This window comes from Kitasatospora sp. NPDC002965 (assembly GCF_040611255.1).
In the GTDB taxonomy this organism is placed as follows: domain Bacteria; phylum Actinomycetota; class Actinomycetes; order Streptomycetales; family Streptomycetaceae; genus Kitasatospora.
In genome coordinates, this window is record NZ_JBEXNT010000084.1 from 1 (window position 1) to 14397 (window position 14397).

Below are 14397 nucleotides of genomic sequence, written 5' to 3' on the forward strand. Positions count from 1 at the left end.
GCGGCCGCTGTAGTTCGGAGCCTCGACGGTCATCTGGATGTCGTGCGGGGGGGTGGGGTCAGCGGGGGGCGGCGGGGCGCCGGCGCGGGGGCGCGGTGCCGGGTGCCCCGGTGAAGGGGAGGAACGGGGTGCCCGCCAGGGCCGTGCCGAGGGCCAGCAGCACGCCGGCGGAGCCGGTCGCGAGGTCCGTCGAGAGGCGCAGCAACTGGTCGCCGGGGAAGGCGAGCCGCCCTCGGTAGGGGATCCGGTGGAGGGCCAGCAGGGCACGTTGGCGGTCCAGCAGCGCGGTGCGGTCCGCCGAATCGGCGGCACCGGCGGCGTCGGGGGTGCCCGCCGTACCGGCGTCACCCGTCGCACCGGCCGGGCCGTTCCCGCCGCCCGCTCGCCCGCCGGTGCGGGCGAGGTAGCCGAGCAGCCCGGCCCGCCCGTTGAACAGACCGGCCTGGATGACGAACTCGGGCTCGGCGGCCCGCAGGATCGCCGCCTCCCGCTCCGCCAGGACGCAGTCCGGCCGGTGGGCGAGCAGTGCGTCCAGCACGAGGCCGATCCCGGCGCTGCCGGTCTCGATGTAGGGCAGGACCCGGCGGCCGTCGACCACCTGGAGCGTCCCGTCACTCACCTCGACGCACCGTTCGAGGTCCAGCCCCAGGAGCGTCTCGGCCTGGTCGAGCAGCGAGTGGTCCCCGGTGTGTTCGTGGAGCCGGACGAGGGCGAGCGCGGCTCCCGAGGCGCCGGCCAGGAGCCCGGAGCGGCGCTTGGCGTCGCCGTTCCCGGCCTTCTCCCACGCCCCGGCGGCGGACCGGGCGACGTCGAGTGCCTCGTCCAGCATCCGGTCGTCGCCGGTGGCGAGCGCGAAGTGGAGCAGGGTGAGCGCGATGCCGGGGCCACCGGTGGCCAGGCCCGGTGACGGTTCGCCGTCCACGGCCCCGGGGAGGCGGCGCAGCAGACCCAGTGCCTGCTGGTGCTCGCCGAGCAGGTCCAGGACGTAGGCCACGCCGTGGCCGCCGTGGTAGAGGCCGGCCGGGAGGCTTCGGCTGCGGGCGGCGTCCGCCAGCCAGTCGACGTGTCCGGGGTCGACGGCGGCGCCGGTCGTGTGCAGGGCGTAGAGGACGCCGGCCGCGCCGTGGGCCAGGCCGAGTCCGCCGTGCGTGAACTGGGCGATGTCGCCCGGGAAGAGCCGGTCGGTCCGTTCGGGGGTGGCCGTCGCGGCGATGCCGGCGGCCAGCGAGTCCCTGATCGCGGGCCAGTCGGCGACCGGCTGCTCCAGCAGCGCGCGGGTCTCGGCGTGTCCGTGGCTCAGTTCGGGGCGGGGCGTGCGGCCGTCGTCCGGTGAGGAGCCGAGGTAGCGGCGGATGTCGTCGGTGTAGCCGGGAGGCACCGGGAAGCGGCGCTCGACGGCGTCCGCGAGCTGGCCGGCCTTGCCAGGGTCGAGGGCGGTGAGCTGGACCAGGGGGTAGAAGAGCCAGAGGCGGATCGCCGCCAGCCCGTACCGGTCGATGTCCGTCCCGGTGCGGCCGGGCGGGGCGGTGAACCCTGCTGCCCCGAGTGCGGGCCGGAGGAAGTCGTCGACGGTGCTGGCGAGTTCGAAGTCGATGAAGCAGAGCTCGCCGTCCGGACGGACGATCAGGTTGTGCGGGTGGAGGTCCCCGAAGACGACACCGCGGGCGTGGATCCCCGCCAGGGCCCGTTCCACCTGCCCGACGACCGCGACGGCGTCCCGGGTGTACTCGGCGACGGCGCTCTCGTCGGCGTCCGGGTGGATGAGCGGGTAGCGGGCCGTGAGCCATTCGCTGAGCGACTGCCCGGCCACGTACTCCTGGACCAGGAACTCGTGCTCCCAGGCGGTGAGGAGGCCGTGTTCGGCCGGGACTCCGGGGACTCCGGACAGACGGCGGAGGACGGCGTGCTCGTTGCGCAGCCGGGTCACCGCGTCGACGCCGCGTTGGTCGAGGCCGGCGAACGGGCGGGCCTCCTTCAGTACGACGGGCGGCCCGTCCTTCCCGTCGCGGGCCAGGTAGACGCCGCCGGCGTTGGAGAAGTGCAGGACGCGTTCCACCGCGTACGGCAGTCCGGTGTCCTGCGGCGCGGCGCGCTCGGCGACGGCCGGGGCGATGCACGCCGGGACGGGTGCCCAGGAGGGGACGGAGAATCCGGCGCCGCGGACGTCGGGGACGAGCCGGCCGTCCGGTCCGACGAGGGCCAGCACCCGCTCGCCGGCCTCGTTGCGGCAGTGGCGTTCGGCGAACCCGCCGTACCTCAGGTAGAGCGGGCCGTCCTTCCAGCGCAGGTCGCTGAGGATGTACGGGCCCTTGCGGCCGGCCAGCAGCTCGCCGAGACCGTCGAGACATCGCTCCAGCTCCGCGTCGTCCACCGGGTACAGCGTGCAGAACTTGCCGCTGGAGCCGCGTGGCGCGTACTTGGAGTTCTGTACCTGGAGGATCGGCAGCCCGCGCAGGAACTTGAAGGTCACGCCCTCCCGGAGGCAGTAGGAGAAGACGGTCTCCAGCACCTCCTCCGCGGTCTCGATGCACGAGGAGACGTGGATCTTCCAGCCCTGGTCGGGGATCCGGACACCGACGGGACGCACGACGGCCCACATCTCCAGCTCGCCGTGCTCCCAGCCGTCGGGCAGCGGCCGGGTGACGGCGGCGAACTCCTCGTGCGCTCCCCAGCGCCGGGGCGAGTCGTAGAAGAGCGGGTCGGCGTAGGCGTAGGCCTCGTACCGGTTGTCCAACGGAACCCTCCTCGTGGCGGGGGTCTGGTCGGTGCAGGGATCGGTGCAGGGTTCGGTGCAGGCGGGAAGAGCGCGCGGCGGAGCGGGGGTGGTGGAGCGGGGGCGTGGAGCGAGGACGTGGTGCGGGACGACGGTGAATCCGTGCCCGCCCCGGGCGTCGGGAAGGTGCCGGCCGAATGCCTCGGGTATCGAAATCTTGTATGGCGATACGGCCATCCGAATAGTGGGTCCGCCGGGGAATCTCCGCAACGGCGCACGTTCTGCCCGGACGGCCGGTTCTGCGCACCCGGATTGCGCCGGTGACATTCCGAGGGCGGGGCGCGCGGCCACGCGCCGGCTGCTGCCGTTCGGCGTCGTCCGCCGCCGGTGGCGGCCTCGGGGTCGGCCGGAGCGGGCCGTGGCGGTCCGCTCCGGCCCGTCGGTTCTACGGCCGACCACCTGGAGGGACGGCCCCTCCGGGGCTCCGCCGACCGGCGTGGGCACGTGCGCATCGCGGCTGCCGGCTCCGGCGCACGCCCGGCGGAGGGCAGGGTTTCGGCGTCCGTGGACCACCCGGGAAGGGAGTTCGGATTCTGTCGAAATGCCGAACAGAATCATCCGTTCCGCATTTCAGTTCTATTTCGACAGTATTTCTAGGATTCGGAAAATTCGTTTCTGCATGTCCTGGCTGCCTCGGACGGGAGCGGTCCGCCGGAACCCGTCCGGCCCCAGAGGCACCTCCGGCCCATCGGGCACCGATGAGGACGCCGGCCGTCGGGGTCGAGGCCGCCCGAGCCACCCGCGTCGGTTCGTAGGTGTGCGACCGCCTGACGGCGCGGCGGGCCCGTGTGCGGCGGTCCGCGGCGGGCAGACGAGCGAGGCGCATCCACCCGCGCCGGCAGCACGCGGTGGCGGGGCGCCCGGGCCGTCCGCGCGGTGCGCGGGACGGGACTTGAGGAGAGCAGCCGTACGAGGAAGGAGGGACCATGCCGGCCTTGACCCACCGACACCGCGGCGACCGGGGCCCGTTCGGGTTGCGTCGCCGCCACCCGGCGCCCGGCGCCCGACGGGCGCCCCGCCACGGATCCGATCGGCACGTCCCGCAGCCCGGGCACGGGGTGCTGCGGCACGCCGGCCGGTTGCTGCTCGGCGACGAACTGTTCGATCGGGCGGCGGCCCTCACTTACTACGGGGTGCTGGCGCTCTTCCCCGGTCTGTTGCTGCTGACCGGCCTGCTCGGCCTCGCCGGGCCCTCGCCCGGCGGGCAGGTGATGGACGGCCTGCGCCGGCTGGCGCCCGGCCCGGCCGGCGACGTCCTGCGGGACGGCGTCGGGCAGGTGCAGCAGAACTCCGGTGCGGGCGGGGCGTTCGCGGTACTGGGGGCGGTCGGGGCCCTCTGGTCGGCCTCCGGCTACGTCGGCGCGTTCATCCGCTCGGCCAACGCCGTCCACGGGGTCCGCGAGCGCCGCCCGCTGTGGCGGCTGGCACCGGTACGGCTGGCGCTGACCGCGGTGCTGGTGGTGCTGCTGGCGGCGGGGGTGACGATCGTGGTCCTCACCGGACCGATCGCCGAGCAGGCCGGCCGGGCGCTCGGGGTCGGGGACTTCGGCCTCACCGTCTGGTCGTTCGCCAAGTGGCCGGGGCTGGTGCTGCTGGTCACCCTGACGGTCGCGGTGCTCTACCGGGCGGCCCCCGACCTCCCCTCCCGCGAACCGCGCCTGATCTCCCCGGGCAGCGCGCTGGCGGTCGCGCTCTGGCTGGCCGCCTCGGGCGGCTTCGCGCTCTTCGCCGCGTACGTCGACACGTTCGGCCGGATGTACGGGGCCCTGGCCGGGGTGATGGTGTTCCTGGTCTGGCTCTGGCTCACCAACCTGGCGGTCCTGCTGGGCCTGGAACTCGACGCCGGGCTCGCCCGCCGGCGCACGGCCACGGCGTCCGGGCCCGCCGTGTCCAGGGCAGCCGTGTCCAAGGCCGCCGTGGCCGGGCCAGCCGCCGGGCGGGACGCGGTCTAACTCCGCCCCGGCCGATCCCGCTCCTGATCCCGGTTCCGGTCCTGATCGCCGCCCGCCGGCTCGGACGGGGTCGGCCGCTGCGCGGGCACCTCGGCGTGGCCGCGGGCCGGGACCGCATCGGGAGGGAACGGGGCCGTCTCGTCCGGGAAGGACCCGGCCACCGCCTCGGTCCGGGCGACGGTGACCCGCGGAAGCGCGTAGGGGTGCCGGTCGCGCAGGAACGCGACCAGGTGCTCGCGGACCGCGCAGCGCAGCTCGAAGGCGCGGTCGGCGTCGGCCGCGGTCATCAGGGCCCGGACCACGATGGTGCTGGGGGTGGTGTCGACCACCTGGAGCGCCCGGCCGGTGCCGTCCCACCGCTGGTCGCCCGCCAGCAGCTTCTCGAACTCGGCGCGCAGCTCCTCGACCGGTGTGCGGTGGTCGAGGTGCAGCAGGACGGTGCCGGTGATCCCCGGGTCCCGCCGGGACCAGTTCTCGAACGGCTTGCCGGCGAAGTACGAGACCGGCATCACGATCCGCCGCTGGTCCCAGGTGGCGATCACCACGGCGGTGAGGGTGATCTCCTCGACCGTGCCCCACTCGCCGGCCACCACCACGACGTCGCCGATCCGCACCATGTCGCCGAAGGCCAGCTGGATCCCGGCGAACAGGTTGGCCAGCGAGGACTGCGCCGCGACGCCCGCCACGAGGCCGAGCAGACCCGCCGAGGCGAGCAGGCTGGCGCCGACCGCGCGCACCGCCGGAAACGTCATCAGGGCGGCGGCCAGGGTGAGCACCGCGATCGCCACGTCCGAGATCCGGCCGACCAGGTCGACCTGGGTCCTGACCCGGCGCACCCGCCCGGGGTCCCGCCGTCCGGCGGCGTACTTGGTCAGCGCGGACTCGATGAACAGCGACACCGTCCGCGCGGTGAGCCAGCCCGCACTGACCAGCACCGCCAGCAGGAGCGCGTGCCGGACCGGCGGCCGGATGCCCGGGCCGAGTCCGGCGGCCGGCTCGCAGCCGAGCAGCAACGCCGCCGTGGCCGTCGCCAGCACGGGTATCCGGCAGCGGCGCAGCACGTGCCACCGGCGGGCGCCGGGCCGGGCGGCGGACAACCGGCCGACGGCCAGCTGCAGCACCCGGTCCACGGCGAAGACGGCGGCCGGCACTGCGGCCGCCACCAGCAGCGGGCGAAGGACGGTCCAGATCGGCATGTGGGTCTCTCCTCCGGTCGTGATCGGGGTCCGGATACGCGTCGAGGCCCCGGGGGGAGAGCCGGGGCCTCGACGCCGGGCGCCGCGGACGGGGCGGCGCTGTCCGTCGCCTTCCCGCTGAGGGTTGTTCAAACATCCGCACGGCGCCGGACCGGCCGGGCACCCCGGAGAGGCCCCTTCTGGGTGCGCCCCCGGGGCGGGCTGACACGATGACCGCATGGATGACGTGGACCTGGGCGGATTCGTCGTGCGCCGTGCGAGGGAGTCGGAGGCGGATGCCCTGGCGGGGATCGACACGGTCGCGGCCGGATGCGACGACGAGCGGCGGGAGAGCATCCGGAGGTGGTGCCGGGAGGGCCTCGCGGTGGTGGCGCAGGGGCCGTCCGGCCTGCTGGGCTACTGCGTGGTCGAGTACACGTTCTTCGGGCACGGCTTCGTCACGATGCTGATGGTGTCCTCCGCCGCGCGCGGCGGAGGCGTCGGCCGTGGCCTGCTCGACGTCGCGGCGCACGCGTGCGCGACCCCGAAGCTGTTCACCTCGACGAACGTCTCCAACCAGCCGATGCAGCGGCTGCTCCGACGGGCCGGGTGGAGCCCGGTCGGCCTTCTGCACGGCCTCGACGACGGCGACCCCGAGCTGTTCTACCTCCTGCCGGTGGCCGGAACGAACTCCGCACCCGTGACCTGACCTGACCCGGCGCCGGCCGACGCGCGGCAGGGGCCCTCCACCCGACCCGAACGGTGACTCGGAGTCTCCGGCCGGTCGCCGGGTGGCGGGAGCGGAGGCATGCCCGCGGACCGGGGCGAGGGCGAGCGGTGAGTTCTTCCTGCCCGTGGGCGACGTGATCGTCACCTGACGACGTGGCGGACACGGGTCTGGCCCCGGCGGAGCTTCGCCGGGGCCAGGTCTCTCCGTGTCTCCAGGGCTGCCGTGTCGCAGGCTCGGTGACGGATGCCGCGCGGAAGTGAGACCCGCTGCGCCCGGGCGCCGATGGGTCGGTGGCCGGCGCTGACGAGAAGATCTTCAGCGTCGCCCCCCCTTAGTGACGGTCGCTCACCAGCCGGAGCCGAAGAATTTTCGGTCTCGGTGCCGGCTTCCCTGCCGGTTCCCGCGCCCCGGGTGGTCAGCCCGGCAGGTGCGGCAGGTGCGGCAGGTGCGGCAGGTGCGGCAGGTGCGGCAGACGGGGCAGCAGGGCCTCGGGCCGGATCGGCAGTTCGCGGACGCGGACGCCGCACGCGTGGCGGACGGCGTTGACGACGGCGGCGGCCGTGCCGACGATGCCGAGCTCGCCGATGCCCTTGGCCCCCATCGGGTTCAGGTGTTCGTCGTGCTCGTCCAGCCAGAACGCCTCGACGACGGGGACGTCGGCGTTGACGGCGACGTGGTAGGAGGCCAGGTCCCGTTCGGCGTGGTCACCGAACCCCGGGTCCAGGGTGCTGTGTTCGAGCAGGGCCATCGACGCGCCCATGATCATCGCGCCGGTGAACTGGGAGCGGGCGGTGCGGGTGTTCAGGATCCGGCCGGCGGCGAAGACGCCGAGCAGCCGGCGCAGCCGCACCTCGCCGGTGTCGGCGTCCACCTCGACCTCGGCGAACTGGGCGCCGAAGGCGTGCCGGGCGAAGGTACTGCCCGCCGCGACCGCGTCGGTGGTGTCGGCGCGATGGCGGAGCCCCTCGGAGGGGAGGGGCGTACCGCCCCGGTCGGTGAGCGCGTGGCGCAGCCCGGTGCAGGCGTCGTGGACGGCCCACCCCCAGGAGGCGGTGCCGGCCGAGCCGCCCGCGAGCGGGGCGGGCGGCAGGTCGCTGCGGCCGATCTCCACGTCCACCCGGTCCGGGGGGACGGCCAGGGTCTCGGCGGCGACGGCGGCGAGGACGGTGCGGGCACCCGTGCCGATGTCGGTGGCGTTGACGCGTACGAGGAAGGTGCCGTCCGGGCGGGCGAGGACCTCGGCGGTGGAGGGGGCGATCAGCACCGGGTAGGTGGCGGCCGCGACCCCGCTGCCCAGCAGCCGGCGCCCCTCGCGGCGCGGGCCGTCCGCGTGCCGGCGGGACCAGTCGAAGCGGCGGGCGCCCTCGCGCAGGCACTCCACCAGGTGGCGGCTGCTGAACGGGCGGTCGCTGTCCGGCTCGACGGCCGGTTCGTTGCGGATCCGCAGCTCGACCGGGTCCAGCCCGCAGGTCTCGGCCAGCTCGTCCATCGCGCACTCCAGCGCGAACATGCCCGGGGCCTCGCCGGGCGCCCGCATCCAGGACGGGGTGGGTACGTCCTGGCGCACCACCCGGTGGACGGTCCGGCTGTTCGGGGAGCGGTACATCACCCGGGCCGGGACGGCGGCCTGCTCGACGAACTCCCGCACGGTCGAGGAGCGGGTCGTCACCTCGTGGGCCAGCGCGGTGATCCTGCCGTCGTCGTCGGCGCCCAGCCGGACCCGGTGGACGGTGGGCGCGCGGTATCCGGTGAGGGCGGGCAGCTGGTCCCGGGGCAGCGCGAGCCGTACCGGGCGGTCGACCCGGCGGGCGGCCATCGTCGCCAGCACGGCGTGCGGCCGGGTGGTGCCCTTCGAGCCGAAGCCGCCGCCGACGTGTTCGCTGATCACCAGGACGTCGGCGACGGCCAGGCCGAACAGCGTGGCGAGGGTCGTCCGGACCTGGTTGGTGCCCTGGCTGGAGTCGTGCACGGTCAGGCGTTCGCCGTCCCACTGCGCGGTGGCGGTGTGCGGCTCCATCGGGTGGTTGTGCAGCGGACCGATCCGGTAGGTGCGGTCGATCCGGACGGCCGCCTGACCGTGGGCGGTGTCGAAGTCGCCGCGCTCGCGGACGGCCGGGTGGCCGCCGTTGGCCTGGGCCGGGGTGTAGAGGCCCTGGTGGTCGTCGGTCAGGACGACGTCGAACGGCTCCGGCCGGTAGACGCACTCGACCGCGGCGGCGCCGGCCCGGGCGTCCTCGGGGGTCTCGGCGACGACCAGGGCGACGATCTGGCCGCGGTGGGCGATCCGCGGGGACTGCAGGACGGCGAGCGTCGGATCGCCGTCGTCGGGGAGAGCGAGCGCGGGGGCGTCGTGGTGGGTGAGTACCGCGAGCACGCCGGGGACGGCGAGTGCGGCCTCGGTCCGTACGGCGGCGAGGTCGCCGCGGGCGATCGTGGCGGGCACCGGCCAGGCGTGGGCGAGGCCGTCCGGGTGGTGGTCGCCGGCGTAGCGGGCGGTGCCGGTGACCTTGGCCCAGCCTTCGAGGCGGGCGAGGTCCGCCCGGTCGGTGGTCATCTGTCCTCCTGGACTTCGTCGGTCGGCGCGCTCGGAGCGGACGTTGCGGCCTGCACCGCCAGCGCGGTCAGTTCGGTGACGGCCAGCCGGTGGGCCAGCGGCACCTTGAACGCGTTGTCGCGCAGCGGGCGGGCGGTGGTCAGCTCGGCGTCCATGGCGCGGGCGAACGCCTCCTCGGTGGCCGGGCCCCCGGCGAGCGCGGCCTCGGCGGTGAGGGCCCGCCAGGGCTTGGGCGCCAGTCCGCCGAAGGCCAGCCGGACGCCGGCGACCCGGTCGTGGCGCACCGTCAGCAGGACGGCCAGGGAGACGGTCGCGAACGCGAAGGAGGCGCGTTCGCGGACCTTGCGGTAGCCGCCCGTCGCGCCGGCCGGCGGCGCGGGCAGCTCGACGGCGGTGATCAGCTCCGCCGGTGCGAGCTCGGTGTCGCGGTCGGGCGTGTCGCCCGGCAGCCGGTGGAACGCGGTGAGCGGGAGCACGCGGTCGCCGTCCGGTCCGGTGAGGTGCACCACGGCGTCCAGCGCGACCAGGGCGACCGCGAGGTCGGAGGGGTGGGAGGCCACGCAGTGCGCGGAGGTGCCGAGCACGGCGAGATCGCGGTGGACGCCGTCGAGCGCGGGGCAACCCGAGCCGGGCAGACGCTTGTTGCAGGGTTTGGTGACGTCCTGGAAGTAGAGGCAGCGGGTGCGTTGGAGGAGGTTGCCGCCGGTGGTGGCCGCGTTGCGCAGCTGGCCGCTCGCCCCCGCCAGGACGGCCCCGGAGAGGAGCGGGTAGCGGTCGCGGACCAGGGGGTGCGCGGCGAGGTCGCTGTTGCGGACGGTGGCGCCGATCCGCAGGCCGCCGTCCGCCGTCTCCTCGATCCGGTCGAGCGGCAGGCGGGCGATGTCCACCAGCAGGGCGGGCCGTTCCACACCGAGCTTCATCAGGTCGACCAGGTTGGTTCCGCCGGCCAGTGCCCGGGCCTGCGGGTGGGCGGCCAGCAGGGCGACGGCCGACGCCACGTCGGCCGGGCGGTGGTATCCGAGCGGCCTCATCCGGCGACCCGCGATCCCGCGCCGGCCCCGGCCGGCCGCCCGCCGGCGCCCTGCCCGCCGGCCGCGCCCGCGGCGGCGTCCCGCACCCGGCAGACGGCCCGCACGATGCCGGGGTAGGCGCCGCAACGGCAGAGGTTGCCGCTGAGCAGCTCACGGACGGCCGCTTCGTCGAGCGGGTCCGCCGCGGCGGCCGTCTCGTCGAGCAGGCCCGCGGCCGAGCAGAGCTGGCCCGGTGTGCAGAAGCCGCACTGGAACGCGTCCTCCTCGACGAACGCGCGTTGCAGCGGGTGCGGCCCGTCCGGCCCGGCGAGCCCCTCCACGGTCCGGACGGCTGCGCCGTCCTGGGCGACGGCGAGCAGCAGACAGCTGTTGAACCGGCGCCCGTCCAGCAGCACCGTGCAGGCCCCGCACTGGCCGTGGTCGCACCCCTTCTTCGCGCCGGTCAGACCGAGCCGGTCCCGCAGCGTGTCCAGCAGGGTGCTCCGGTGGTCCACCGTGAGCGTGTGCGGGTGGCCGTTGACGGTCAGCGTGATCGTGCTCGCGGTCGGCACGGTTTCGGTGGGATCCATGAGGCCAGGCATTCCACCGGGGTCGCGTCCGGACACGCCGCCGCCGCGCAGACCACCGAAACGCCGCACCGTGCCGCGTCGAGGGGGAGCGGTGCCGCAGGAGGGCGCGCCGCTCGCCGCGCTCGCTCACCGGACGGCGTCCTGCGGGGAACCCGTTCCGCGACCGACCTCTCGGTAGGCTGGTCGGATGACCGATGAACTCCCTCCCGGTGGCGTCGGGATCACCGAGGCCGAGGCCGGGGCCAGATGGGCGAACGCCTGGACGCCCACCGAGGTCGCGGCCCGGCTCGCAGGCGTCTCGGCCCCCTGGTGCGTCGCCGGGGATGGGCCGTCGACCTGTTCAGGGGCGAGCGGACCCGGCGCCACGACGACCTGGAGATCGCGGTCCCGGCCGCGCGGTTCCCCGAGATCCGGGCCCGGTTCGACGCGTTCGCCTTCGACGTCGTCGCGTCCGGCCGTCTCTGGGAGCTCACGCCGGAGGTGGCGGGACTGTCCCACCAGACCTGGCTGCGCGACCCCGCGACCGGGGACTTCCTGGTGGACGTCTTCCGCGAGCCGCACGACGGACCGACCTGGATCTGCCGGCGCGACCCCTCGATCCGCCTGCCGTACACCGCCGTCGTCCGCCGGACGGTGGACGGCATCCCGTACCTCGCGCCGGAACTGGCGCTGCTGTTCAAGGCCAAGGCCGCCCGCCCCAAGGACCGGCACGACTTCGCCGGCGCGCTCCCCCTGATGGACGGGGCCCAGCGGCAGACCCTGGCCGCGCTCCTCGCCCGGGTGCATCCGGGACACGGCTGGCTGGCGGACCTCCCGCCGGTCGACGGCCCCGCGCGCTGAAGACCCCGCGCGCTGAAGACCCCGCGCTCGGACGGCCCCGCGCTCGGACGGCCCCGCGCTCGGACGGCCCCGCGCTCGGACGGCCCCGCGCTCCGACGGCTCCGGTTCGCCGTGCAGCGTCACCGGTGCCCCCGGGTGCGGCGGGCGTAGTCGACGGTGACGGCGGCGAGGAGCGGGCCCCAGGCGACCAGGGGGAGGTAGCAGAGGGTCATCACCAGAGCGGCGAAGCCCTGCGGGGCGTCGGGGCTGCCCATGTTGTCGGGGCTGTTCCAGCAGAGGACACCGAGGACGCCCGCGGCCGTCAGGACCAGTGCGCCCAGTGCGGCCGGGACGACCGCGGCGAGGGGGCGGACCGCGCGCCCGCCGATCAGGGGCATCCAGCGGGGGACCACCCGCCCCCAGGGGCGGACCAGGCCGAGGGTGAGGAAGGCCAGGACCTCGGCGAGCGTACTCAGGGTCAGCATGTAGACGGTGCCCCAGCCGGGGACGTTCTGGTGGAGGAAGGCGAGCGCCTCACCGGAGAAGCCCATCGTCGCGCCGAAGGCGAAGGCGATCCGCCAGAGTCCGGACGGCACGGTGGTCCAGACGGCCGCCTTGGCGGCGAGTTCGGCCCAGCGTGGGGCGGGGGCGACGGCGGGGGCATCGGCCGGGACGCCGGCCGGGTGGAACGAGGACCGGACGGCGCCGTGGCCGGACGGCCGGGCCTGCCGGGCCGGGGTCCGGGCGGACCGGGCGGACTCTGCGGACCGGAAGGACTGCGTGGTGTCGATCATGGGACTGGCTCCTCTTCCCGGCGGCCCGGTCGGCCGCTGCGATGCCTCAAGACTGCTGGTCGGGCGGGGTGGGGCGGCAGATGCCGATCGGGCTGTTCCGGGAGGTCCGACCCGGGCCCGTATGTGCCGATCGGCAGGGGTGGCCGGGCCCGAAGATCCGTAAGGTGGGGGCATGGGGGAGGAAAGATGATCGGACGAACGCTGGCGGCTCTCGCCGTACCGGGCGTGGCGGTGCTCGCTCTGACGGTGCGACGACGGCACGGGCCGGCGACTGCGGTGACTCCGGCGAGTGCGGCGGGTGCTGCGACTGCGGCGACTGCGGCGACTGCGGCGGTGACTGCGGCGGTGGCTGCCGCGGTGTCGCTGGCGGTCACCGCCGCGACCGCGCTCCTCGGTCGGTGGGAGGAGGCGGACCGGATACCCGCCCTGGCGGCGCTGGCCGAACTGGCCGCGCTGCTCCTGCTGGTGGTACTCGCGCTGCGCCACTCCCGGCGCCGGCCCGGATCGGTGTCGGTCGCGGCCGTCGGCCTGGCGGTGGCACTCTGGCCGTCCCGGTTCGAGGGGGCCGACGCGGCGGCCGACCCGCTGACCCTCACCGGGTTCGGCGCGGTCCTCGTCGTCCCGGCGGCGCTCGCCGGGCTGTACCTGCGCGGCCTGGACGACACCCGGCGCCGTTCGGTGGAGACCGCCCGCCGGGCCCAGCGGATCGAACTCGCCCACGACCTGCACGACTTCGTGGCGCACGACGTCAGCGGCATGGTCGCGCTGGCCCAGGCCGGCACGGTCCTGGCGGCCGCCGACCCGGTCGGCGCGGCGGCGCTCTTCGAGCGGATCGAGAAGGCCGGGCAACAGGCGCTCGGTGCCCTGGACCGGACGGTCGACCTGTTGCGGACACCGCAGGATCGGCCGGGAGCCGAGCGCGCACCGCAGCCCGGCCTGGAGGAACTCGCCTCCCTGGTCGACCGGTTCGCGTCCTCCGGCCGTACCTCCGTGCAGCTGGAGGCCCCGGAGGAGGACACCGGGGTACCGCGCGAGGTGGCGGCGACGGCGTACCGGGTCGTCGTCGAGGCGCTGACGAACGTCCGGCGCCACGCCCCCGCCGCGCGTGCGGTCGTGGTGCGGGTCCTCCGGGTCGGGGGCGGTCTGGAGGTCACGGTGGCCGACGACGGCACCGGCGGCGCGGCCAATCCGGGCCCGCGCCGGGGCGGCGGCAGCGGGCTGGCCGGACTGGCGGCCAGGGTGGAGGCGCTGGGCGGAACGCTCACCGCCGGTCGGGGTGACGGCGGTTGGCTGGTCACCGCACGTATGCCCTTGGAGGGCCGATGACCATCAGGGTTCTGCTCGCCGACGACGACGAGGCGATCCGCAGCGCGTACGCGATCATCCTCGGAGCGCAGCCGGACATCGAGGTGGTCGGCTGCGCGGCCGACGGTGTGGAGGCCCTCGAACTGGCCCGGCGGCTGCGCCCGGACGTGGTGCTCGCGGACATCCGGATGCCCCGGCTGGACGGCCTGGAGCTGACCAGGCAACTGGGCGGGGAGTTCCGCGTGGTCGTGGTGACCACCTTCGACCTGGACGAGTACGTGCACGCCGCGCTGCGGGCCGGGGCGACGGGCTTCCTGCTGAAGCGGTCGGGCCCGGCCCTGCTGGCGGAGGCGGTCCGGGCGGCGGTCGCCGGGGACACGTTGATCAGCCCGCAGATCACCGTCCGGCTGCTGAAGCAGCTCGCGCAGCCGGAGCCCCTTCCGGCGCAGCGCCCCCGGGCGGGCGGTGCGGGGGCGGCGGCGCCGAAGGGTGCGGAGGCGCTGACCGCCCGCGAGAGCGAGATCGCCGTGCTCGTGGCGGACGGGGCCACCAACGCGGAGATCGGTGCGGCGCTGTTCATCACGTCCGGCACGGTCAAGAACCACCTCGCCTCGATCCAGCGCAAGATCGGGGCCCGCAACCGGGTGGGGATCGCCGCCTGGGCGTGGGAGCACGCCCGTACGGCCGGCGGTTGA

Annotated in this window: 10 protein-coding genes and 1 pseudogene; 5 read left to right on the plus strand and 6 right to left on the minus strand. The window is 75.3% G+C overall.

All coding sequences use genetic code 11. The annotated features are described in order from the left end of the window. Positions 1 to 58: 58 nt before the first annotated feature. Positions 59 to 2734 (minus strand): class III lanthionine synthetase LanKC, encoded by a 2676-nt coding sequence (gene lanKC / locus ABZY91_RS27415; RefSeq protein WP_355405650.1) that lies wholly within the window; start codon positions 2732 to 2734, stop codon positions 59 to 61. A 965-nt stretch (positions 2735 to 3699) separates the two neighbouring features. Between lanKC and ABZY91_RS27420 the strand changes: the two genes are divergently transcribed. Further along, entirely contained in the window at positions 3700 to 4725 is a 1026-nt protein-coding gene (locus tag ABZY91_RS27420; protein WP_355405651.1) for a YihY/virulence factor BrkB family protein, read from the plus strand. Here ABZY91_RS27420 and ABZY91_RS27425 read toward each other — a convergent pair. Further along, the gene (locus ABZY91_RS27425; RefSeq protein ID WP_355405652.1) at positions 4722 to 5921 is read right to left on the minus strand and encodes a mechanosensitive ion channel domain-containing protein; all 1200 of its coding nucleotides are present in this window, start codon (positions 5919 to 5921) and stop codon (positions 4722 to 4724) included. The two genes, ABZY91_RS27420 and ABZY91_RS27425, sit on opposite strands and share 4 nt — an antisense overlap. 217 nt (positions 5922 to 6138) lie before the next feature. Here ABZY91_RS27425 and ABZY91_RS27430 point away from each other — a divergent pair, with 217 nt between their 5' ends. After that, positions 6139 to 6609, plus strand: coding sequence for a GNAT family N-acetyltransferase (locus ABZY91_RS27430; RefSeq protein ID WP_355405653.1), 471 nt, complete (start codon positions 6139 to 6141; stop codon positions 6607 to 6609). 436 nt (positions 6610 to 7045) lie between these two features. On the opposite strand, the gene ABZY91_RS27435 is transcribed toward ABZY91_RS27430, so the two are convergent. Genes ABZY91_RS27435 through ABZY91_RS27445 form a run of 3 tightly spaced genes read right to left on the minus strand, consistent with a single transcriptional unit; the run spans position 7046 to position 10784 of the window. Continuing rightward, the gene (locus ABZY91_RS27435; RefSeq protein ID WP_355405654.1) at positions 7046 to 9184 is read right to left on the minus strand and encodes a xanthine dehydrogenase family protein molybdopterin-binding subunit; all 2139 of its coding nucleotides are present in this window, start codon (positions 9182 to 9184) and stop codon (positions 7046 to 7048) included. Continuing rightward, the gene (locus ABZY91_RS27440) at positions 9181 to 10215 is read right to left on the minus strand and encodes a xanthine dehydrogenase family protein subunit M (RefSeq protein ID WP_355405655.1); all 1035 of its coding nucleotides are present in this window, start codon (positions 10213 to 10215) and stop codon (positions 9181 to 9183) included. Before ABZY91_RS27440 ends, ABZY91_RS27435 begins: the two co-directional genes overlap by 4 nt. After that, on the minus strand, positions 10212 to 10784 hold the full coding sequence (locus ABZY91_RS27445) for a (2Fe-2S)-binding protein (RefSeq protein WP_355405656.1): 573 nt from the start codon (positions 10782 to 10784) through the stop codon (positions 10212 to 10214). Before ABZY91_RS27445 ends, ABZY91_RS27440 begins: the two co-directional genes overlap by 4 nt. A gap of 187 nt (positions 10785 to 10971) precedes the next feature. Between ABZY91_RS27445 and ABZY91_RS27450 the strand changes: the two are divergent. After that, positions 10972 to 11624 (plus strand): annotated as a pseudogene (locus ABZY91_RS27450) (hypothetical protein). Between the two features lie 119 nt (positions 11625 to 11743). Here the strand turns inward: ABZY91_RS27450 and ABZY91_RS27455 are convergent. Next, on the minus strand, positions 11744 to 12397 hold the full coding sequence (locus ABZY91_RS27455; protein WP_355405657.1) for a hypothetical protein: 654 nt from the start codon (positions 12395 to 12397) through the stop codon (positions 11744 to 11746). A gap of 345 nt (positions 12398 to 12742) precedes the next feature. Here ABZY91_RS27455 and ABZY91_RS27460 point away from each other — a divergent pair, with 345 nt between their 5' ends. After that, complete coding sequence (locus ABZY91_RS27460) at positions 12743 to 13723, plus strand: ATP-binding protein (protein WP_355405658.1); 981 nt, start codon at positions 12743 to 12745, stop codon at positions 13721 to 13723. Beyond that, a complete protein-coding gene (locus ABZY91_RS27465; protein WP_355405659.1) occupies positions 13720 to 14397 on the plus strand; it encodes a response regulator transcription factor in 678 nt (225 codons plus the stop codon). Before ABZY91_RS27460 ends, ABZY91_RS27465 begins: the two co-directional genes overlap by 4 nt.